Below are 22,275 nucleotides of genomic sequence, written 5' to 3' on the forward strand. Positions count from 1 at the left end.
TTCGCATCCACCGCATAGAATATCGATATAACGCTTATAAAGCGGGAGTTGGTTGTCATGCGGTATTCGGATTTAGCGGGCAAAGAAATTGTCTGTTTTGATGAGGGCATCCGCTTAGGGGTTGTTAATGATACCGATCTAATTATTAACACGGAAACAGGAAAAGTCGATTCCATAATTATCCCTTATGGCAGGAGTCTATTTAACAAGCGCATGATTGTTATTCCATGGGAGGGAATAAAGAAAATCGGGCGCGATTTAATCATAGTTGATCTGACTACAGCCCAAGATTATGATGATATAGTGCGCAGACTCGATTTAGAATAATTTGTCCCCATTCCTGGGTAGAATATCGATGTACCCATTTCAGGAAAGGGGGATATGCTAGTTGTCAACAGTAATAGGGGTATTCAACAATGTTGAAGCTGCAGAAAAAGCGGTTAAAGTACTGCGCGAAAAGGGATTTACTGAGAACGAAATCTCAATTATCGCGAAAGACGAAAGCACTGGTAAGACACGCGACATGGAAGTAGGCGGAGATTTCGGTGCTGATCAAAATATTGCTGACGGTACTGCCTGGGGTGGAGCCTTAGGAGGCTTAGCCGGAATCTTAGCTGGTGTAGGAGCGCTGGCAATTCCTGGTATCGGTCCAATCGTAGCGGCAGGTCCGCTTGCCGGTGCCCTATCTGGAGCAGTCACCGGTGGTGTTGCCGGTGGTTTAATTGATTTAGGAATTCCTGAAGAGCGAGGTCAGGAGTACGAAAAGAAATTGAAAGCCGGCGGCATCCTAGCCGTTATTGAAACCAGCTCCGAAAAAGTAAATGAGGCAAGTGAAATTTTAAGGAGCAATGGTGCTCAAGATGTAGAAACACATGGCGGCGAAAACAACTAGGTTTAGAAAAGGGACTGTAAAAATACAGTCTCTTTTTCATGCTGGCAGGAATTGCCAGATATAATCCAGAAACAAGCAGTATTTGAAATCTAGGTGGAGGAGTATTATGAAACGAGTTTTAGTAAGCGGTGCTCTCGGTAAAATGGGTACAGAAGTAATTAAAGCGATCGGACAGGCTTCGGATCTAGAAGTTGTCTGCGGCGTTGATCCTAAAGCGGAAAAGGATGCCGACGGAATTAGATATTACCAAGAACTCGCTCCTGCCATAAAAGCAACTAATCCGGATGTGGTTGTAGATTTTACTCATCCGGGTGTTGTGCTGGAGAACATCAAGATTTGCTTAGAACATGGAGTGCGGGCGGTAGTTGGTACCACGGGGTTAACAGCCGAGGATGTAGAACGACTCGAACATGAAGCGGCCAAACCGGATTGGGCTGCTTTGATCGCGCCGAACTTTGCCATTGGAGCAGTATTGATGATGAAATTTGCTCAGGAAGCTGCTCGTTATTTTCCGAATGTGGAGATCATTGAGTATCATCACAATCAGAAAAAGGATGCTCCCAGCGGCACAGCTATTAAGACCGCTGAAATGATTAATCAGGTATTAACCGGAGAAGCAGAGAACAATCCGGATGAATTTGAAAAACTGCCCGGAGCCAGAGGTGCTGCGAGCAGCGCGGTCCACATTCACAGCGTTCGTCTGCCCGGTTATGTTGCTCATCAGGAAGTTATTTTCAGCTCTGCGGGCCAGCTATTGACGATTAAACATGATTCCACCCACCGCGAGAGCTTTATGCCCGGTGTTCTGTTGGCTGTTCGTAAAATCGACCAGCTCGAAGGCATTATTTACGGGTTAGAACACATCTTATAAAGATATAGTCGTACATTCACAGGCCTCCAATCCTGCTCATATACTATCCATGAGTGCATCGGGGAGGAGGATATTCCATGAATGTGGACTTAGCTGGAATACCTATTGCCATACTAGGCGGCGATCGGCGAGAATTGGAGCTGGCCAAGACACTGCTTGATTTGGGAGCAGACCTGCGGTTGGTGGGTTTCCCTCCGCATCCTAATCTGAACTCAGCGAAATTCTTGAGTGATGCGGAAACTGCGGTGTCCGGAGTAAAGGTAGTGATTGCTCCCATGGCTAACACTGATTCGGAAGGTCATATCTTTACCCGCCTAGATCAGCGGGAACCGATTGACTTAACCGTAATTCTACCTAAACTGACGAAGGATACTCTGGTACTAATCGGAGTTGCCAAACCTGTAATCGCTGAATTGGCACATCAGCAAGGTCTTAAGTTAATTGAAACCGCTGAAATAGATGAGATCGCGATTCTTAATTCAATTCCAACTGCAGAGGGTGCGCTGCAGTTGGCAATGGAAGAAATGCCGATAACAATCCATGGCTCCCGCTGTTTGGTCACAGGATTCGGCCGCTGCGGCAAGACTTTAGCAGCCAGCCTTGCCGCTTTAGGAGCAGATGTGGCTGCAGCTGATCGCAATAAAGCGCAGTTAGCCCGCGCTGTGACAATGGGACTGACGCCAATTCCGCTCGCAGATCTGCACCGATATACAGATTTTGATGTGATTTTCAATACTGTACCAGCTCTAATTTTGACCGCGGATTATCTGAAAAAGCTGGATTCGAAAACGCTGATCATCGATTTAGCTGCAGCGCCGGGAGGGGTAGATTTTTCAGCAGCGGAAGAGTTCGGCATTAAGGCCATTCTTGCCCTGTCGCTTCCGGGTAAAGTAGCTCCAATTACTGCTGGGAAGATTCTCTCTGATTGCATTCCTCGTTTGCTTCAAGAAATGCTGGAAGGAGGCGGAGGGAATGCAGTTTAAGGGTCTGCGGATTGGATTTGCCATGACTGGCAGTCACTGCACCTATGAAGAGATTTGGCCTCAGATTGAAAACCTAGTATCACTGGGAGCAGATATCTATCCGATTGCTTCCCATGCTGTAGCCTATACGGATACACGTTTTGGCAGAGGTAAGGATATAATTAAGAGATTTGAGCAGTTGACAGGCAAAACTGCTATAATTGATATAGTAGATGCGGAACCGATCGGTCCGAAGAACCTGTTTGATGTGATGGTGATAGCGCCATGCACCGGAAATACAACGGCTAAACTGGCCAATGCCATCACTGACAGTCCGGTTTTGATGGCCGCCAAGGCGCATCTGCGCAATCTCAAGCCACTGCTGTTAGCGATTTCTACTAATGATGGACTTGGGATGAATGCAAAGAATATTGGTGTTTTATTGAATACAAAAAATATCTATTTTGTTCCTTTTGGTCAAGATAACCCGGAGAAAAAACCTAATTCACTGGTTGCAGATATGAGCCTGCTGGTGCCAGCAGTTGAAAACGCAGTTTTACATCAGCAGCTGCAGCCGATTTTGATTGAACGAGCTCTGAGACAAGTCAAGTAGGGAGGAAATTACGGTGAGGGCAGTAAATATAGCAATTTTAGGTGCTACAGGGGCTGTAGGCCAGGAGCTGCTTCAGATTTTAGCAGAGAGAAAGTTTCCAATTAAATCCCTTAAGCTGCTGGCATCACCACGCTCTGCTGGCAGGAAAGTTGCTTTTAATGATCAGGAATATGTGATTGAAGCAGTTTCAGAAGAACAATTTGAAGGTGTAGATATTGCATTTTTCGCCGCGGGTGGTGGTGTAAGCAAGCAGTGGGTTTCCGCTGCCAGAGCAGCAGGATGTATTGTTATCGATAATTCCAGTGCATTTCGGATGGATCCCGATGTGCCGCTGATTGTACCAGAAGTTAATGTGGACGCAGCGAAGAATCATCAGGGGATCATTGCCAACCCTAACTGCTCGACAATTATCTTTGCAGCGGTACTGAAACCCATTTACGATGCAGTGGGGATTGAACGGGTTGTTGTCAGCACTTATCAAGCAGTTTCAGGTGCTGGTCAGGCAGCGATTGATGAGCTTACAAATCAAGCCCACGCGTTTGCCAGTGGCAGTGAAATCGAAGCGCAGGTATTACCAGTGCAGGGCTTAGCTAAACATTATCCGATTTTATTTAATGTGATTCCCCAGATCGATATTCCTGACGAACAGGGCTATACTAAAGAGGAATGGAAGATGATTCGAGAAACCCAAAAGATTTTGGGAAATCAGGATCTGAGGATTACTGCAACCACAGTGCGTGTACCGACAATGCGCTCTCACTGTGAATCAATCAATGTTGAAACAAAGGCTAAGTTAACAGCTTCAGAGTGCAGAGAGCTGATCAAAAAGGCGTCGGGATTAAAACTCGTTGATGATCTCGCAGCGCAAGAATATCCGATGCCCATCGATACATCGGGTCAAGATCTGATCTGGGTGGGCAGAATCAGGGAAGACACTTCCTTGGAGAATGGTTTGAATCTGTGGGTTGTTGGTGATCAAATCCGCAAAGGAGCTGCTTTAAACGCAATTCAGATTGCAGAGAATCTGATCCGTGATCTGAGGTGAATCATATGGAGTTCTGTGTGCAGAAATTTGGCGGAAGTTCGCTTCGGTCAGCCGCAGTGCGGAGCCAAGCAGCACACAAGGTAATTGAGAAGGCACAATCCGGAGTGCACCCGGTGGTCGTTGTTTCGGCTATGGGGCGCTCTGGTGATGTTTTTGCAACTGATAGTTTGATCGATCTAGTTAAGCTTGCTAATCCTGATCCTAGTCCCCAAAACCTGGATCTGCTTTTAAGCTGCGGCGAAATTATCTCGGCGGTCATATTAGCGGAAACGATCCGCCAGATGGGATATCAAGCTCTGGCATTTACCGGATGGCAGGCAGGAATTTTAACGGATCAGAGTTTTGGCAGTGCCCGAATTCTATCCGTAGATCCGGAACCACTGAAAAAGACAGCGTCTCAAGGGATAATCTCGGTTGTGGCGGGATTTCAGGGATGGAGCAGTTCCGGCAGTATTACGACTTTAGGCCGAGGCGGCAGTGATATAACCGCGGTGGCTTTAGGAGCAGCTTTGGACTGCGAAACTGTAGAGATTTATACAGATGTTGATGGAGTAAAGACTGCAGATCCGCGCCTTGTTCCTGAGGCACCTACGATCTCATCGTTAACTTACAGTGAAGTGATCGAACTTGCCCATCTGGGAGCAAAAGTTGTGCATCCAAGAGCAGTTGAAATTGCTATGGAAGCAGGGATTGAACTTAAAATTTTGGCTGCTGATCAAGACGGCTTTGGTACAACAATTACGCAAAGCACAGGGACGCGTCCTGATGGCAGACAGATTGTGGATCGAGTTGTAACTGGAATCGCACATCTTCCAAAACGGGCTCATGTTAGGATCAGTGGTATTGAAGATTTTAATAAATCGGCGGTGACGCTTGAAATCTTCAATTTACTTGCTCAGAATCAGATCAGCGTAGATCTAATTTACTTATCTCCTGAGTTGATCGCTTTTATTGTGGATGACGAGAAGGCGGAGCTAGTAAAGAAGGTTTTAGCAGATCTGGGATTGAATATTATTGTGGAGCAAGGATATGCGAAAGTTTCGGTTGTCGGAGCAGGCATGCATGGTGTTCCTGGGGTAATGGCACGAGTTGTTCGGAGCTTGGAAAAAGCTGCAGTACCGATTTATCAAACAACTGACTCCCATGCTAATATATCGTGTTTGATCAAAGAAAAAGATTTACTCCCTGCTGTGCGTGCTTTATACGATGAATTTGAGTTATCTAAGGAGGGCTAGTTAACGTGAGGGTAGGTCAAGTTCTTACCGCAATGATTACGCCAATGAAAGAGGACGGATCCGTTAATTATAAACAAGCTGTAAGGCTGGCAGAAACTCTGGTGACCAATGGTTCTGATGGTCTGGTAGTCTGCGGGACTACAGGAGAATCAGCGACGCTGACATTCGATGAAAAAGTCCAGCTTTTTACTGATATAGTGAATGAGCTAGGCGGTAGCACCGAAGTAATCGCCGGTACTGGCTCAAACGATACCGCAGCCAGCATAGCTTTGACAAAAGCTGCTGAGAAAGCCGGTGTAGACGGAATTATGCTGGTAACACCTTATTACAATAAACCTTCACAGGAAGGTTTGTACCAGCATTTTAAAGCGATTGCGGAAAATTCCAGTCTGCCGATCATGCTGTACAATGTACCCGGCCGCACCAATGTCAATTTACTCCCTGAAACAGTAGCTCGATTAGCGGAAATTCCAAACATTGTATCTATAAAGGAAGCCAGCGGTGATTTGGAACAGGTTAGCTACCTAAGAACAATAACACCGGAAGACTTTTTAATCTATTCCGGAGATGATGCATTAACACTTCCAATTCTATCGATCGGAGGCTGTGGTGTAGTTAGCGTAGCGGCTCATCTTGTGGGCAGACGGATAAAATCGATGATTGATGCATTCTTTGCCGGCAGAGTTCAAGAGGCATCCAGCATTCATTTGGAACTACTGCAGATTTTCAGAACAATGTTTATCACTACCAATCCAGTGCCTGTAAAGCGGAGTTTGGAGTATCTAGGGATTGAAACTGGACCAGTGAGACTGCCGTTAGTGGATCTTACAGAAGACCAGGCGGAAACGATAAAAGAGACGCTGCGGCACTACGGACTGCTTGAGCACCAGTAACGGTGCTCTTTTTTATAATCTTGATATTAGTTGTAAAAAGAAGCCAACTTGTCTATAATAGACCTAACGGCTGTGTTCGGAAGCGATAATTAATTGGTCTACATTTGAGATGAGCGGAGGTAGACTAACAAAAATAAGATCTTATCGAACCCGAGAAACTAGATGGAGGTAAAAATTTTTATGGCGAAAAGAAACAGCAAATTTAAGATCGTCTTCCTTGGAGGTATGGGAGAGATCGGTAAGAACATGACGGTGTTCGAGTACAACAACGAACTGATTGTTGTCGACGCCGGGGTCATGTTTCCCGAAGACGATATGCCAGGTGTCGACTTAGTTATTCCTGACACCACTTATTTAATGGATAATGCACACAGAATTAAGGCAGTTATACTTACCCATGGTCATGAAGATCACATTGGTGGAGTGCCTTTCTTATTGAAACAGGTAAATATTCCGGTATACGGTACCAAGCTTACCTTGGGACTGCTGAAGCTGAAATTGATCGAGCACAACCTGGAGCGCTCAACTCAGCTGCACGAGGTTAAGGCAGGTCAGCGGATTAAAATTGGAAAATTCGACATGGAGTTTATCCATGTCAATCACAGTATTCCAGATGTGGTTGCACTGGCAATTCACACAGAGCTCGGCACAGTGATCCACTGCAGTGATTTTAAGTTTGATCAGACGCCGATTGACGGTCGAGTAACAGATTTATACAAGTTAGCCCAGTTGGGGAATGAAGGCGTGCTGTGTCTGCTGTCCGATTCTACCAATGCGGAGCGTCCTGGGTATACAGAATCCGAACGGACCGTAGGAGAGACTTTTGCCCGCATCTTTGCTCGAGCTGAAGGGCGGATATTTGTAGCAACCTTTGCATCAAATGTCCATCGACTGCAGCAGATCGTTGATGCCTCAGAAGCCCAAGGCCGTAAGATCTGCGTGATCGGCCGCAGTATGGTTAATGTGGTTGGAATCGCTCAAGAATTGGGTTATCTTAAAATTCCCGAAGGCATGTTGATCGATGTGGAGCAGGTGGATAAACTTCCGGCTGATAAAGTTGTCATAATTACGACAGGTTCTCAGGGTGAACCAATGTCAGCCCTAACCCGCATCGCGATGGCAGAACACCGAAAACTAGCAATTGCCCCGGGAGATACGGTTATTATCTCCGCCAATCCGATTCCGGGTAATGAAAAAAGTGTCGGCAAGATCATCAACCACTTATTTAAGGAAGGCGCCACTGTGGTCTATGAACCGCATTTTGGCATTCATACCTCTGGTCACGCGCAGCAGGAAGAGCTAAAGCTGCTGCTGAACCTGACCAAGCCGAAGTATTTTGTTCCCATTCACGGTGAGCACCGCATGCTGATGAAACACGCTGAGCTGGCAGAGACTGTTGGGGTGCCAAAAGAGAACATCTGTATAGCAGAACTTGGGTCTGTTCTCGAGTTCAGTGATTCAGGACTGAGAATGGCGGACCGGGTAGCATCGGGACAGGTATTCGTTGATGGATTAGGTGTGGGCGATGTAGGCAACATCGTCCTGCGGGATCGCCGTCAACTAGCCAGCGACGGTATCCTAATTGTGGTAGTGACGATCAGCGGCCGCAATGGAGAGATTCTGGCAGGCCCCGATATTGTCACTAGGGGATTTGTATATGTGCGTGAATCAGAAGAACTAATTGAAGAAGCCCGCGAGAGGGTCCGGGCAGTATTGGCGGAGTATGAAGGCAAGGGCGTTACCGAATGGGGCCTGCTCAAACAGGGCGTGCGTGAGGCGCTGTCCCGTTATCTTTATGAGAAAACAAAGCGGCGTCCGATGATTCTGCCGATTATTATGGAAGTATAGCTGATGTTTATTTTAGGTATTAATTCCTCATACTATCCTTAGTATGAGGAAAGGAAGGGAATCTATGGATTTACCTCAAAATAAATACCTAAGTCAGGAGATGGTTCCGCCTCCGAATCAACCTGCGGAACCAGGCCAAAATCAGCCCTATTCGGGGCAGAATTCTATGCAGGCAATTCGTAATTTCGGACAAATGAATTTACCTGATGGTTCAGCTGCATTCCATGTGCTGCCGATAATTGGTCAGGTGGAAGGTCACATGGTGCTGCCGCCCCGCAATAAAACTACTAAGTATGAGCATGTGATTCCACAGCTTGTGGCTATTGAGCAGAATCCGAAGATTAGGGGACTGCTGATTATCCTCAACACCGTTGGTGGCGATATAGAAGCAGGTTTGGCTATTGCGGAAATGATTAAAACGATGTCAAAACCGACAGTATCTTTGGTTTTGGGTGGAGGTCACTCCATCGGCACACCCATTGCTGTGGCGGCTGACCATTCTTTTATCGCTGAAACCGCTACCATGACGATCCACCCGATCCGTTTGACCGGGATGGTTATTGGGGTGCCTCAAACCTATGACTATCTGGATAAAATGCAGGATCGGATTATTCGATTTATAGTCGATAATTCCGGTGTACCTGAACAGCAGCTGCGGGAAATGATGTTTCGCACCGGAGAACTGGTGCGAGATGTGGGAACGGTGCTGATTGGCGAAGAAGCGGTCCGATGCGGATTAATTGATGAACTCGGTGGTTTGGGTGAAGCAGTGGCAGTACTGCGCCAGTATATCAATAATCCGATGCTAGCAAAATCACGGCGCCTGCGTTTTCAGCCCCAGTACCAGCAGCCATACAGCTATCAGGGATATAATGTCAGAGGAGGGTACTAGATGCTGTACTCAATCGTTCCGGTGGAGGAAATTTGGGCGGAAGCCGATGTGCCGGTGCCTGAAATGCGTGATGTAATCGTTAACGGATGCATGATGCAGGTGGAATCGACTGGGACGTCCCTCGGCAGAGTAGTGCGGGTTCTCAGCACTGATCCCGAGCATTATCTTAAGCCTGAGTATCAGCCCGGAAGTTTTGTGGTCTTGACCGACTCAATGTTATAATCGAATATCCTGCGGCATATATTATGCCATGGGTACTATCAAGATTTTGTTCAACTTCAGTTTAAGCATATCAATATTTCTGCTCAGCCTGCGCTTAATGAGCAGCAGCGTCCAAGCTGTGTTGGGGCGGCGACTGCGGAGACTGCTGGCACTATTAACGTACAATCCGCTCATCAGCCTTGTAACCGGTGCAGTTGTTACAGCAGCCGTGCAGAGCAGCAGCGCTGTGGCCGCGATTTCGGTAGCTTTGGTTAACGCAGGAGTATTGAGTTTAAAACAAGCCTTCGGAGTAGTTTTAGGTGCTAATATTGGGACTACCGTCACTGCCCAGATTGTGGCGTTGGATATGTCCCAACTGGCTGCGCCGCTTATGCTCTGTGGGCTTTTTTTGCTGCCTTGGAATCGTAAAACCTATCATTTAGGTGTTGGAATTATCGCGGTAGGCAGCCTATTTATGGGGCTGACTATGTTAAAACTGAGTTTACTGCCGCTGTTAGAGTATGAACTGGTTCGCAGGGCTCTGATAGAAGTCAGCAGCCATGTAGTTCCGGCTGTATTAGCAGGGTTGCTTATCACTGCTGTCGTGCAGTCGAGCAGCGCGGTGACCAGTGTTGTTATTGTTTTAGGCCAAATTCAGGCGATTTCATTGGTAGGAGCAATCGCAATTGCGTTCGGCAGCAATATTGGAACGGTATTAACCACATTGTTGTCCAGCATCGGCATGACCAAAGAGTCAAAAGCCACGGCTTATGCCGATCTGGTATTTAACTGCCTTGGAGTATTGATCATGCTTCCTTTCATCCACTACTTTGCTAGTTTTGTTGCTGGAACCAGTTCGAACTTAGCGCAGCAGATTGCCAATGCGCATACGCTCTTTAACGTAATTACCGCAGTTTTTGCGCTGCTTCTGATTGATCCATTAACTAAACTTGTCAGCAAAATGGCAGGAATAAGCAGTTCTGGGGAGAAGATTTATTAAATCATTAAATGGGAGTTGGATACCGTGAATCTATTCGAAGCAATTGTTTTGGGTATTGTTCAAGGACTAACAGAATTTCTGCCCGTTAGTTCTTCCGGACACTTAGTTTTGTTCAGCGCAATGTTCAAAATTCAAGAGCCGGGCATGGTTTTCGAAGTCATGCTTCATTTCGGCACCCTAATTGCCATCTTCCTTGCATTCTGGCCTGATGTAGTAATGTTAGTTAAGTCTGGATTTCGCCTTCTTACGCATCCTAGAGAGATTGTCAGGCTGGCGAAAGAGGATGAGGGCTGCCGCTTAGTGCTCAGTATCGTTGTCGCTACAATTCCCATCGTAATCATTGGACTGCTGTTTAAGGATTGGATTACCGGGCTGTTCAGCTCACCGGTGTTTACCGGAGCTATGCTGCTTGTAACCGGCACGATTCTCTACATTTCTGATCGGGTGAAGAAAGGTACCCTTGTCATGGAAAAAATGGGGATTTTAGACGCCATTTTTATCGGTCTAGGCCAGGGTTTGGCTGTTCTGCCCGGCATATCTCGGTCCGGAACTACCATAGCCGCTGGACTGCTGCGGAAACTAGAGCGCGAAGATGCGGCCAGGTTTTCGTTTTTGCTGAGTATACCCGCAGTGCTCGGTTCCCAGGTTTTGGCTGTTAAAGACCTGCTTACTTATCCGCTAGCGCAGGATTCGCTTTTGAATATGATAATTGGAACGGTGTTTGCCGCTGTGACCGGCTTTTTGGCGATCAAACTGCTGTTAAATTTTGTCAGAAGAGGCCGACTCGTTATGTTCTCCTATTACACATGGTTTGTCGGTCTTTTGGTGTTAGTACTCAGCTTATAAAAAGCAGGAAAGCGGAGAAAAATAGCGAAGTTTGTACGAGAGAGGTTTAGGAGAGATTGAAAATGGATTTGGCGCACAATTTGGAGATTATTCGCAGTAGGATTGCTCAAGCATGCGCTCGCGTTAACCGCGATCCGCAGTCGGTTCAATTAGTTGCTGTGACCAAAACGGTTGATGACAATGTGGTTCAACAGCTGATTGAACTTGGTGTAAACATATTTGGGGAAAACAGAGCTCAGCAGGGAAAACAGCGCAGTGAAGCTTTTTCCCAATCCGAATGGCATTTAATCGGAACTCTGCAGACAAATAAGGTAAAGCTCTGCAGGAATTTCGGTTTGATTCATTCTCTGGACCGCCTAAAACTTGCCCATGAGCTTGATAAGCACGCTGAGCAGTGGGACAAGCAGATAGATGTTTTGATTCAGGTGAATATTTCCAATGAACCTTCCAAGCACGGTCTTAAGCCGCAGGAAGTAATCGGTTTTGCAGAAATGGTCACTAGGGAGTGTCATCACTTAAATCTGCGTGGTTTGATGGGAATGGCACCTTTTGTTGAACCCGAAGCTGCTCGCCCATATTTTCGCGAGCTGGCACAGCTGCATCAAAGGCTGATAACAGAAGTAAAAGCGGATGCAGGTATATTGTCGATGGGGATGAGCAATGATTTTGAAGTAGCGATTGAGGAAGGAGCTACTATGGTCCGAATCGGTTCAGCTTTATTTACAGAGGGGGATTAGCTATGGCTTCCGTTTTTGATAAAGTATTGACCTTGCTGGGGGTTCGTGGAGAACCCGAAGAAGAGGAACAAAAGCAAGTGGAAGTTGTTTCTAAACAGCGTGAAACCAGCAGACCCGTCCGCAGGGGTAATTTGATCAGTCTGGACGGAGGTGGAGGTGCAAAACCAATTAGGATTATAGTGATTGAGCCGGTGGAGTTCGAAGAGGTACGCACCTATGTAGACCACTTGAAAAACAAAAACCCCCTGATTGTGCGTTTGACTCATATGGATGTTCACGAAGCCAGAAGAATTGTGGATTTTATGAGTGGTGCCACCTACGCCATTGACGGCAATATGCGCAAACTGGGGGATATGATCTTTTTCTTTGCACCACAGTCAGTAACTATTGAAGGTGAAATTGAGCCCGATCTGTTTGATCTGGGCGATCTGAACGAGGAGTTATAGCAGCTATGGCGCTCTTGGGTTTAGTTAACAGTTTATTTCGAGCATATGAGTTAATTTTACTGGTGCGGGTCATTTTAACCTGGATCCCTAATCTTGATCCCACTCATCCCGTGGTTCAGTTTCTTTACCGCGCAACTGAACCGGTGCTGCGTCCGATTCGAAATCTGATGCCTCCCGGTCCGCTGGATTTTTCACCTTTAATTGCATTCATACTGCTGCAGATTGTTAGAGAAATTGTGTTTAGGATCATAATTGCGTTCTTGTTTTAATAGGGAGGATTATTGGTGGATAGAGAGAGACTCACGTCGCATCTGCAGGGAGAGCATGAGAAGCAGATTGGAATTAAAGCAATAGACGCGGCTGAATTGGCATGGAAAACCAATCGTCCGCAGGTAACTGACTTTTATGACCCTTATGAACAGAAAGTAGCCAGAAGCGTGCTGTCCGCGTTAGTCGAAGTAAATGCGCTTGCATTCGGAGGCTACCGACAGGCGGAACGGGCTCGGCTGGTTATTTATCCCCAATTTTTCTTGACTGAGACTATCGAATCGCCGGTCAGAGTGATTCAGGCGCGAGGCAATTTTAACTTTGTGAACGTGTCTCACCGCGATTACTTGGGTTCGCTGATGGGCTTGGGAATTAAACGCGAAAAGATTGGCGATATTATCTGTCTTGATGATGGATGTCAGGTTGTTGTCGCCAGTGAAATCGCGGATTATCTGCTTACCCACTGGAATCAAGTGCATCAGGTCAGCCTTACTGTTACCGAAATAGATCCGGAGCAGATTAACGTTGCGCCGGAGCGGGTTAAGGAAATCAAAACAACCGTGGCTTCTATGCGCTTGGATGCGATAGCTGCCTCAGGATTTGGCACATCGCGAACGAAGATGGCAAGAGAAGTCAAGAATGAGCGGGTTAAAGTGAACTGGAAAACAGTAACGAACCCAGCTCACGAGATTAATCAGGGTGATGTCCTTTCGATTCGCGGGCGGGGACGAGTTGTGGTGGAGCAGATTACCGGCACTACCAAAAAGGGCAGAATTGGACTTGTTTTAAAGCGGATGATGTAAGGTTAAGAAATGAGTGGAGGGATAGGAGACCGATGCTGAGACCTATTGACATTCACAATGCGGAGTTTAAGCGTTCATTCAGGGGCTACAATGAGGAAGAGGTTGATGAGTTTTTATCCAGGATTGTGAGCGAATATGAAAATGTAGTTCAGCAGAACAAAGATTTGAAGGAAGAGATTAAGAAGCTGGAGGAAGAACTGCGGCAGTTCCAAAACAAAGAATCAGACATTTACGGTCTGATAACGCTCACCCGTGAAACTGTGTCGGAGGCGAAAGAAGTTGCCAATCAGCAGGCGCAGTCAATCATCGATGAAGCCAATCTTAAGGCAAAAGTGATCATCGACGAGGCAAAGTTTAAAGCAAAACAGATACTGCAGGAAAATACTGAGCAACTTGAACAGCTGCAGCAGAAAGTTCGCAGATTGTCTGAGGTGGAAGCAGCGTTTAAGCAGAAAATGCGGCAGCTTATGGAAACGATTTGGGCTATGTTGGAAGATGTAAAGATTACTGAAATCAAACAGCAGGATGAATCGGCTGCAACACGAGTTTATGAGGACCTAGCAGCGGAGGTCGAGCTTCTCAGTGAAGAATAACAAAATAACCTCGCTCTAACCAGAGCGGGGTTTTTTCTAAATCAGTCAAGCTTAACGCGAAGGAAGATGAATGGTGAAATATAAGCGCATCGTGGTCAAAATTGGAAGCAGTTCTCTAACTCATGATAGCGGAAAACTCAACCTTCAGCGAATCGACCATTTTATTCGTCAACTGGTAGATCTAAAAAACCAGGGCAGGGAGGTGATTTTTGTCACTTCAGGTGCGGTCGGTGCAGGAATGGGAGCCTTGGGAATGAAAGACAGGCCGCAGCTTATTCCGGAACAGCAGGCAGCTGCTGCGGTGGGACAAGCGCAGTTGATGGCTGTTTACAACCGATTTCTGCGGGAGTACGGGGAAATAGGGGCTCAGATTCTGCTGACAGCAGGTGATCTGGAAAATAGGCAGCGCTATCTAAATGCCTACAATACAATGACCTGCCTGTTAAGAAGGGGCGTTATTCCGATTATTAACGAGAACGATACGGTTGCGACTGAAGAAATTAAGTTTGGTGACAATGATACTCTCTCTGCTTTGGTAGCGGGAATGGCAGATGCGGAACTACTAATTATTCTATCGGACATTGATGGTCTCTATGACGGAGACCCGCGCCAAAACAGCGCTGCTAAGAAGATTGATAAAGTGGAGAGAATCAGTCCGCAGATAGAGGCTTTGGCCAAAGGACGGGGCAGTCGACTGGGAACGGGCGGAATGCAGACGAAGATTAGTGCAGCTAAGATCGCGGTCAATTCGGGGATTATAACCGTTATCGGTCCCGCTCACCACGAGTATGTCATTCCCAAAATTGTAGCTATGCTGGAGCATGGCAACGATTATTCTATTGGAACAACTTTTTTGCCAGGCGTTTATGCCCTAAGTAAACGCAAGCACTGGCTGATGTATGGTCAAAATGCCAGCGGCACCTTAGTTGTGGATGAAGGAGCTGAAGAAGCCCTGCTGGTTAGGGGAAAAAGTCTTCTGCCGGGAGGCATAGTTGCTGTCGAGGGTAGTTTTCAGCACGGAGATTTGGTAAAGGTTGTAAACGAAAAGGGAGCTTTGGTGGGTAAGGGATTAGTAAATTATTCGTCCGCAGAGATTGATCAGATTAAAGGCCGCCATTCAAGGGAGATCGATTCAATTCTGGGTTTCAGCTGCGGTGCGGATGTGATTCACCGCGATAATCTGGCAGTAAGCTGTGAAATTGTAAATTCTGCAAAGGAGGAAAAGCAGTGAGTATCCAAAGTGAGCTGATTGCTCTGGCAGAAGAGTCTAAGAAGGCAGCGCAAATCCTAGCGACTGCTTCAACCGATGTGAAAAACCGAGCTTTAGAAGCAATCGCTGAAGCGCTGGAGAACTCCAGTGACCGGATTATCCTTGAGAACACCAAGGATCTAGAATCTGGTAAGGCAGCAGGTTTAAGCAGTGCTCTCTTGGATCGGCTGAAACTCGATGAAACCAGAATCAAGGCCATGGCAGATGGACTGCGTGAGATAATTCAGCTGAAAGACCCGATTGGCGATATAACCGAGATGTGGACGAGACCCAATGGCCTGCAGGTCGGAAAAATGCGCGTACCTTTAGGTGTAATTGGCATTATTTACGAAGCAAGGCCAAATGTCACTATTGATGCCGCGGGTTTGTGTCTAAAGTCGGGGAACGCAGTTATTCTGCGGGGCGGCTCGGAAGCTATTAATTCCAATCGAGTTTTAGCCAAAATTGCAGCTGAGGCTGCTGCTGCCTGCGGACTACCTGCCGCTGCAGTGCAGCTGGTTCAAACTACAGACAGAGAAGCGGTTTCAGTTCTTTTGGGCCTCAATGAATACTTAGATGTGCTTATTCCCCGCGGTGGAGCAGGTTTGATCCGGAGAGTGATCAACGAGGCCAAAGTTCCGGTTATCCAGACTGGCACCGGTAACTGCCATATCTATGTTGATCGCTCGGCTGATCTGCAGATGGCGCTGGATATTGTTGTAAATGCAAAGATCAGCCGTCCCGGAGTTTGCAACGCAGTGGAAACCCTGTTGGTACATGAAGCAGCGGCTGAGGCGTTGCTTCCGAGGCTCGGAGACGCCTTGCGGCAGCATAATGTAGAAATGCGTGGGTGCTCAAAAACTAGAGCGCTGCTGCCCGAAGCTAAGCCCGCCCAGGAGGATGATTGGCATGAAGAGTACCTAGATTACATATTAGCGATCAAAATTGTCTCAACCTTTACAGAGGCTGTGGAGCATATCAATTTTTACGGTACTAAGCACTCAGAAGCCATCATTACTAATGATTACAGCTTAAGTCAGCGGTTTTTGAGAGAGGTTGATGCTGCAGCGGTTTATGTTAACGCTTCCACCCGGTTTACCGATGGCAACCAGTTTGGGTTAGGAGCAGAAATGGGGATCAGCACTCAAAAACTCCACGCGCGGGGTCCAATGGGTTTAAATGAGTTGACTACAAATAAATATGTGATTCTTGGACAGGGTCACATTCGCAGATGAGGAGCGGTATGCTGTGAGAATCTGTCTGATTGGTTTAGGGAAAATGGGTTCTGCTCTTCTGAAAGGGATTGTTGATGCCGGGCTCTTCATGCCGGAACAGATTACAGCCTGCGATCCGCTGCTCGTGGAAGCAGAAAACAACCTAGAATACTTTGGTATCAGGACTTGCAAAGATCTTGCAGAAGCTGTGATCCAGTCCGATCTAATCATTTTGGCTGTAAAACCTCAGGTTTTTACTGAGATAGCCGGGAGCCTAGCTCAGATTGTTAAAGATAAGCTTGTTGTTTCAATCATGGCCGGTCTGTCTACAACTAAGCTTCGCCTAGCCTTAGGCGAAACTAGCAGGATAGTCCGAGTAATGCCTAACACTCCTGTCCTGATTAACGCCGGAGTCTCGGCAGTGACTGCGGGACCGGAAATCGATGAGCAGGAGCTGCAGCTTGTCACCAAGATTTTTTCTACTCTTGGAGAAGTTGTAGAGGTCGATGAAGGCCTAATGGATGCAGTCACTGGGTTAAGCGGCAGCGGTCCAGCCTATATCTATGTGCTGATAGAGGCGATGGCTGATGGAGCAGTTGCAGCGGGTCTGCCCCGGGAGTTAGCCCTGAAATTAGCAGCCCTTACTGTTAAGGGCGCTGCTCAAATGGTTCTGGAGACAGGATGGCATCCCGGTGCCCTCAAGGATATGGTTACTTCGCCAGCTGGCACCACGATCAGGGGTTTGGAAGTGCTGGAAGAGCAGGGGTTCCGTTTTGCTGCTATGAAGGCAATTAAGGCTGGTGCAGAGCGCTCACGGGAGCTGAACCGCATAGAATAACAAGAAAAGTCTCTTGACATTCCTGCCTATTAATGGCAAAATTCGAAACGTATGTTGAATATACGCAGAAAAATGGAGGCAGTTCAATGAAAAACAGGCGAAAATTCACCATGAAGCGGATGTCGATTAAAAATGTCAGTGTTCGCAACAAACTCAGATTAGGATTTTTTGCTTTGATTGTGGTATTCTTAATCAGCTCGGCCTATACAGTTTTCTCGTTATACAGCGTAAATGATTTGCTTGATCAGCAAGCGCAGATGATTGACCAAGTGGATCAAATCATGGAGTTATCAGCTGTGATACACAAAAAAGGCATCTCTGTGCGAGATTTTGTGATAACAGAAGAATCTACATATGTGCTGCAGTCGACAGATTACTCCAAAGCAGCCCACGAAATAATTGCTGCTCTGGGAGAAACCATCTACGATGTAGAGGGATTAGAAGATCAAGCAGCTTACTTAGATCAGATTAAAGCATTAACGGATCAATATGATACCATCGTGAATCACATGACCATGGCTGTGGATTTCGGTGATCCTATCAGCATGAGCGATTATCAGAAGCTGAATGTATTGTTAGATGAGATTATCGCTAGCGGCCAGGAGCTGAAGGAGTTGTTTGAAGCGGAGCGCGACCAAGCGCATAATGACACACTCGCGTACGTAGCTACGACTCAGTATACCAATTTCGTATTACTGATCGTGTCTGCCATCTTGGGAATAGTTTTGGCAACTCTCATTTCCTCTGCGATCGCGAAACCTTTAGAAGGTATGGTCCGCTTTAGCGATGAGATTGCCAGCGGTAATCTAACTGTTAAGGACCTGACACTGGGTAATGATGAGCTCGGCAAACTCGGCCTGTCTCTAAGCAAAATGAAGACTGAATTAACCAGGGTAATCGGTGCAATTATTAATACAACTAAAGACGTGGAAATATACAGTGAAGAGCTAGCAGCCTCGTCCAATGAGGTTAGCGCTTCTATTGAAGAGGTTGCCAGCACTACCAATCAGTTTGCCAGCACCACTGAAGAAATCAGCGGAAGAGCCAATCAGATGTCGAGTTTTGCTAATGAGGTTTCTACAAAAGCTTCTTCCAGTATTGATTTCTTAGAGAAGGCAGTCAGCCAGATTTCTGAGACTGAAGCAGTGGTTGTGGAGCTGACCAAAACCGTGGAGCAGCTGGGAGTGCGCTCGTCAGAAATCAGCAGAATCTTAGACATGATCAATGAGGTTGCAGACCAAACAAATCTTTTGGCTCTCAACGCAGCCATAGAAGCGGCTCGGGCTGGCGAGCACGGACGGGGCTTTGCTGTGGTAGCAGATGAAGTCCGCAAGCTCGCTGAGCAGACAGGGCGTGCAACTGTAGAAATTGCTGAATTGATTACCGGCATCCAGCAGGATACTAATCTAGCTGTTGTGCGAACTGCATCGGGTGCTAAACAGCTCCAGGACGGTACCCAGCAGTTAAATGTAGCTCAAAGCAATATCCAGGAAATGGAGCAGCTGATTTTAGAACTAATCGACCAGATTCAAGAGATCACTGCAGCAACTACCGAAATCAGCTCCGGATCTCAAAATATTGCTAGTGCTACCGAAGAGCAGAGTGCTACTCTAGAAGAAATTTCCAATACAAGTGAGCAGTTAAAGACGATTGCTGGCAAGTTATCTGATGTTGTCAGTCTCTTTCAGATTGGTGAATAACTCGGGGGGGCAGCGGCAAAAGCCGCTGCCTTGACTCCGGTCATTTTATTCAGTATAATTGATGATATTAAAGTGCGATATGTATTGACGATGAAGAGGAGAGTAGGAGAAGTTTCAGGTTCCAGAGAGTCGGGATTAGGTGCGAGCCCGACACCAACGCTTCTTTGAAGATCACCTCGGAGTTATCAGCTGAAATAGCAGTAGGCTGATCGGTAGTTCCGTTATAACTGTTGAGGGAAGGCTGTTGAATTTTTCTGCAGCCTTAACTAGGGTGGTACCGCGGGTTACTCTCGTCCCTGATTGGGATGGGAGTTTTTTTATTTTAGACTGATAAGGAGGCAGAAAACAATGGAGAAAAATGATTACCAAAAAACATTACAGCTGCCTAAAACTGATTTTCCAATGCGAGCAAATCTACCAAAGCGCGAGCCGGAAATGCTCAAGCATTGGGAGGAAAACCAGTTTTACCAAAAGCTGCAGGCAGATGGGAAAGAGAAGGAACTGCCCCTCTTTGTTCTGCATGATGGACCGCCATATGCGAACGGAAATATTCACATAGGGACAGCATTGAATAAAATTCTCAAAGATTTTGTAATCCGCACCTATTCGATGGATGGTTATCTTGCTCCCTACGTTCCTGGTTGGGATACACATGGCCTGCCGATTGAACTGCGGGCGATCAAGGATTTGGGAGTAGACCGCGATAAGGTGACACAGCTCGAACTGCGGCAGAAGTGCCGGGAATATGCCCTCAAATATGTGGATGTTCAGCGGGAAGAGTTTAAGCGCCTGGGAGTTTGGGGTGACTGGGAAAATCCTTACCTGACCCTCAGCCCGGAGTTTGAAGCCAAGCAGATCGAGATATTCGGAAAGATGGCCAGCAAAGGTTTTATCTATAAAGCTTTGAAGCCGGTTTACTGGTGCATGGACTGTGAAACAGCGCTAGCTGAAGCAGAAATTGAATACAGTGACAACCGTTCACCCAGTATTTACGTTCGCTTTGCTGTAACTGACGGAAAAGGGATTGTTTCGGAAGAAGATACTTATTTTGTAATCTGGACAACAACACCCTGGACAATACCGGCTAACTTAGCAATCTGCTTAAACCCAAACTTGACGTATGTCAATGTCAGCACTGAAAAGGGTAATCTGATTGTAGCCAAAGGATTGCTGGAGGACTTTGTTAAGGCAGTTGAACTGGAACAGTATGAAATCGTTCAGGAATTTGTTGGATCAGAATTGGAAGGGATTGCCTGCCAGCACCCATTAATGGATCGGGATTCCATAGTTATTCTGGGAGATCACGCAACCTTAGAAGCTGGAACTGGCTGCGTTCACACTGCACCCGGTCATGGTCATGAGGACTATTTGGTTGGCTTGAATTACAAACTGCCGATTCTTACACCTGTTGATGAGCATGGAGTCTTTACCGAGGAAGCAGAGCAGTATGCCGGTATAAAGATTACCGATGGCAATAAAAAGATCGTTGAAGATCTAGAGGCAGTGGGCGCGCTGCTTAAGCTTGACTTTGTTTCTCACTCTTATCCGCACTGCTGGCGCTGTAAAGATCCGGTTATCTTTAGGGCTACAGAGCAGTGGTTTGCCTCAATCAGTGGATTTAGAGAAGCCATGCTTGATGCAATAAAACAGGTAGAATGGATTCCTGAGTGGGGTGTTGATCGGATTACCAACATGGTAGCCGAGCGGGGAGATTGGTGTATCTCAAGACAGAGGACCTGGGGTGTGCCGATTCCGCTGTTTTACTGTGACAAGTGCGATGAAGCACTGATCAGTGAAGAAATCACCGATCATGTTGCTGATATTTTCCGCAGCGAAGGCAGCGATGCGTGGTGGACTAGGGAAGCAGCGGAACTGCTGCCAGCAGGCTTTAAGTGCCCGCACTGCGGCAGCGATGAATTTACTAAGGAAACAGATATCATGGATGTCTGGTTTGACTCCGGTTCGTCCCATGCAGCTGTGCTGCAGCAGCGGGATGATCTGAGATGGCCTGCTGATCTGTATCTTGAAGGCAGTGACCAGCATCGCGGCTGGTTCCAGTCTTCGCTGTCAACATCGGTTGCGGTATTTAATGAAGCTCCTTACAAGAGCGTCCTTACCCACGGATTTGTTGTCGATGGTGAGGGCAAGAAAATGTCCAAATCCCTAGGCAACGTTGTTGGTCCGGCTGAAGTCATCAAACAGTACGGGGCAGATATTCTGCGGATGTGGGTTGCCTCAGCTGATTACCGCGGCGATATTCGAGTTTCCCCAGAGATCCTGCGGCAGCTTTCCGATGCTTACCGGAGAATTCGTAATACTGCCCGGTTCATCTTAGGAAATCTCAATGACTTTTCACCTGAGACAGATCAAGTGCCTTATCAGGAATTGGAAGAAATCGACCGGTGGGCACTGGATCAATTGGTTGTTCTCAGTGGTAAGGTTAAAAAGGCTTATCGGGATTATGAGTTTCATGTGGTGTACCACAACATTCATCACTTCTGTGCAGTTGATCTTGGTGGATTCTATCTGGATGTTTTAAAAGATCGGCTTTACTGCGATCAGCCGAACGGAAAGAAGCGGCGATCTGCTCAAACAGCAATGTACACTATTCTTTTAGAGCTGGTGAAACTGTTAGCACCGATTACTGTCTTTACTGCTGACGAAATTTGGCAGCATCTGCCCAAACCACAGTCTGCACCAGAAAGCGTGCATTTGGCTCGCTGGGAGGAACTGCCTGATCAGTATCGCGACGAGACTCTTCGCAATCGGTGGAGTAAACTGCTGGAAGTGAGACGCCATGTAACCAAGGCTTTGGAAGATGCCCGGGCAGAGAAGAAGTTAGGCAGCTCGAATGAAGCAGTGCTTACTGTTACAGCTGCTAGCAGTATGGTTGAGCAGCTGCAGCAGATTTCAGAGTCGCTGGCAATGCTGTTTATCGTTTCGAAAGTTGAATTGGTTAAATCTGACGAGGCTGGAATACAGGTTGATGTTAATCTAGCAGATGCTGAAAAATGTGACCGCTGCTGGCGCCATGACTCCAGTGTCGGTGAGCACGAACAGCACCATGTCTGCAACAGATGTTATACAGTGATCGCAAACTCCTCTGCAGAATAGCAGGGGAGTTTTTTTC

Annotated in this window: 23 protein-coding genes and 1 other annotated feature; all 23 genes read left to right on the forward strand. The window is 46.9% G+C overall.

All coding sequences use genetic code 11. The annotated features are described in order from the left end of the window. Nucleotides 1-57: 57 nt before the first annotated feature. Entirely contained in the window at nt 58-327 is a 270-nt protein-coding gene (locus tag GX019_06935) for a YlmC/YmxH family sporulation protein (protein ID HHT36897.1), read from the forward strand. Between the two features lie 61 nt (nt 328-388). Continuing rightward, complete coding sequence (locus GX019_06940; GenBank protein ID HHT36898.1) at nt 389-892, forward strand: hypothetical protein; 504 nt, start codon at nt 389-391, stop codon at nt 890-892. A gap of 106 nt (nt 893-998) precedes the next feature. Then, nucleotides 999-1,763 carry a 4-hydroxy-tetrahydrodipicolinate reductase gene (locus GX019_06945; GenBank protein HHT36899.1) on the forward strand — a complete coding sequence of 255 codons (765 nt, stop codon included), beginning with the start codon at nt 999-1,001 and terminating at the stop codon, nt 1,761-1,763. 77 nt (nt 1,764-1,840) lie between these two features. Continuing rightward, nucleotides 1,841-2,746 carry a dipicolinate synthase subunit DpsA gene (dpsA, locus tag GX019_06950; protein ID HHT36900.1) on the forward strand — a complete coding sequence of 302 codons (906 nt, stop codon included), beginning with the start codon at nt 1,841-1,843 and terminating at the stop codon, nt 2,744-2,746. Further along, the gene (locus GX019_06955; GenBank protein ID HHT36901.1) at nt 2,736-3,338 is read left to right on the forward strand and encodes a dipicolinate synthase subunit B; all 603 of its coding nucleotides are present in this window, start codon (nt 2,736-2,738) and stop codon (nt 3,336-3,338) included. The genes dpsA and GX019_06955 overlap by 11 nt, the downstream gene beginning before the upstream one ends. Nucleotides 3,339-3,351: 13 nt before the next feature. Continuing rightward, nucleotides 3,352-4,383 (forward strand): aspartate-semialdehyde dehydrogenase, encoded by a 1,032-nt coding sequence (locus GX019_06960; GenBank protein HHT36902.1) that lies wholly within the window; start codon nt 3,352-3,354, stop codon nt 4,381-4,383. A 5-nt stretch (nt 4,384-4,388) separates the two neighbouring features. Beyond that, nucleotides 4,389-5,618: an aspartate kinase gene (dapG, locus tag GX019_06965; protein ID HHT36903.1), complete on the forward strand. Its 1,230-nt coding sequence runs from the start codon at nt 4,389-4,391 to the stop codon at nt 5,616-5,618. A 5-nt stretch (nt 5,619-5,623) separates the two neighbouring features. Further along, entirely contained in the window at nt 5,624-6,511 is an 888-nt protein-coding gene (gene dapA, locus GX019_06970) for a 4-hydroxy-tetrahydrodipicolinate synthase (GenBank protein ID HHT36904.1), read from the forward strand. 180 nt (nt 6,512-6,691) lie between these two features. Beyond that, nucleotides 6,692-8,359: a ribonuclease J gene (locus GX019_06975; GenBank protein ID HHT36905.1), complete on the forward strand. Its 1,668-nt coding sequence runs from the start codon at nt 6,692-6,694 to the stop codon at nt 8,357-8,359. 64 nt (nt 8,360-8,423) lie between these two features. After that, nucleotides 8,424-9,251, forward strand: coding sequence for a translocation-enhancing protein TepA (locus tag GX019_06980; GenBank protein ID HHT36906.1), 828 nt, complete (start codon nt 8,424-8,426; stop codon nt 9,249-9,251). Beyond that, nucleotides 9,252-9,473 carry a hypothetical protein gene (locus GX019_06985; protein HHT36907.1) on the forward strand — a complete coding sequence of 74 codons (222 nt, stop codon included), beginning with the start codon at nt 9,252-9,254 and terminating at the stop codon, nt 9,471-9,473. Between the two features lie 28 nt (nt 9,474-9,501). After that, nucleotides 9,502-10,452: a Na/Pi cotransporter family protein gene (locus GX019_06990; GenBank protein HHT36908.1), complete on the forward strand. Its 951-nt coding sequence runs from the start codon at nt 9,502-9,504 to the stop codon at nt 10,450-10,452. Between the two features lie 24 nt (nt 10,453-10,476). Continuing rightward, nucleotides 10,477-11,298, forward strand: a complete 822-nt coding sequence (gene uppP, locus GX019_06995; protein HHT36909.1) for an undecaprenyl-diphosphatase UppP — start codon at nt 10,477-10,479, stop codon at nt 11,296-11,298. 62 nt (nt 11,299-11,360) lie between these two features. Continuing rightward, nucleotides 11,361-12,035, forward strand: coding sequence for a YggS family pyridoxal phosphate-dependent enzyme (locus GX019_07000; protein HHT36910.1), 675 nt, complete (start codon nt 11,361-11,363; stop codon nt 12,033-12,035). A 2-nt stretch (nt 12,036-12,037) separates the two neighbouring features. Next, a complete protein-coding gene (locus GX019_07005) occupies nt 12,038-12,481 on the forward strand; it encodes a cell division protein SepF (protein ID HHT36911.1) in 444 nt (147 codons plus the stop codon). A 5-nt stretch (nt 12,482-12,486) separates the two neighbouring features. Beyond that, the gene (locus GX019_07010) at nt 12,487-12,750 is read left to right on the forward strand and encodes a YggT family protein (protein ID HHT36912.1); all 264 of its coding nucleotides are present in this window, start codon (nt 12,487-12,489) and stop codon (nt 12,748-12,750) included. Between the two features lie 15 nt (nt 12,751-12,765). Beyond that, the gene (locus GX019_07015) at nt 12,766-13,551 is read left to right on the forward strand and encodes a photosystem II S4 domain protein (protein HHT36913.1); all 786 of its coding nucleotides are present in this window, start codon (nt 12,766-12,768) and stop codon (nt 13,549-13,551) included. A 32-nt stretch (nt 13,552-13,583) separates the two neighbouring features. Next, nucleotides 13,584-14,144: a DivIVA domain-containing protein gene (locus GX019_07020; GenBank protein ID HHT36914.1), complete on the forward strand. Its 561-nt coding sequence runs from the start codon at nt 13,584-13,586 to the stop codon at nt 14,142-14,144. A gap of 70 nt (nt 14,145-14,214) precedes the next feature. Then, nucleotides 14,215-15,375 (forward strand): glutamate 5-kinase, encoded by a 1,161-nt coding sequence (gene proB, locus GX019_07025; GenBank protein ID HHT36915.1) that lies wholly within the window; start codon nt 14,215-14,217, stop codon nt 15,373-15,375. Then, nucleotides 15,372-16,628, forward strand: a complete 1,257-nt coding sequence (locus GX019_07030; GenBank protein ID HHT36916.1) for a glutamate-5-semialdehyde dehydrogenase — start codon at nt 15,372-15,374, stop codon at nt 16,626-16,628. Before proB ends, GX019_07030 begins: the two co-directional genes overlap by 4 nt. A 13-nt stretch (nt 16,629-16,641) precedes the next feature. Continuing rightward, nucleotides 16,642-17,445, forward strand: coding sequence for a pyrroline-5-carboxylate reductase (gene proC / locus GX019_07035; protein ID HHT36917.1), 804 nt, complete (start codon nt 16,642-16,644; stop codon nt 17,443-17,445). An 86-nt stretch (nt 17,446-17,531) separates the two neighbouring features. After that, on the forward strand, nt 17,532-19,145 hold the full coding sequence (locus GX019_07040) for a methyl-accepting chemotaxis protein (GenBank protein ID HHT36918.1): 1,614 nt from the start codon (nt 17,532-17,534) through the stop codon (nt 19,143-19,145). Nucleotides 19,146-19,226: 81 nt separating this feature from the next. Then, nucleotides 19,227-19,446, forward strand: a binding site (T-box leader). 47 nt (nt 19,447-19,493) lie between these two features. Further along, complete coding sequence (ileS, locus tag GX019_07045) at nt 19,494-22,259, forward strand: isoleucine--tRNA ligase (protein ID HHT36919.1); 2,766 nt, start codon at nt 19,494-19,496, stop codon at nt 22,257-22,259. Nucleotides 22,260-22,275: the final 16 nt, after the last annotated feature.

This window comes from Bacillota bacterium, from assembly GCA_012837335.1.
GTDB lineage: Bacteria > Bacillota > Limnochordia > Darwinibacteriales > DTU012 > DTU012.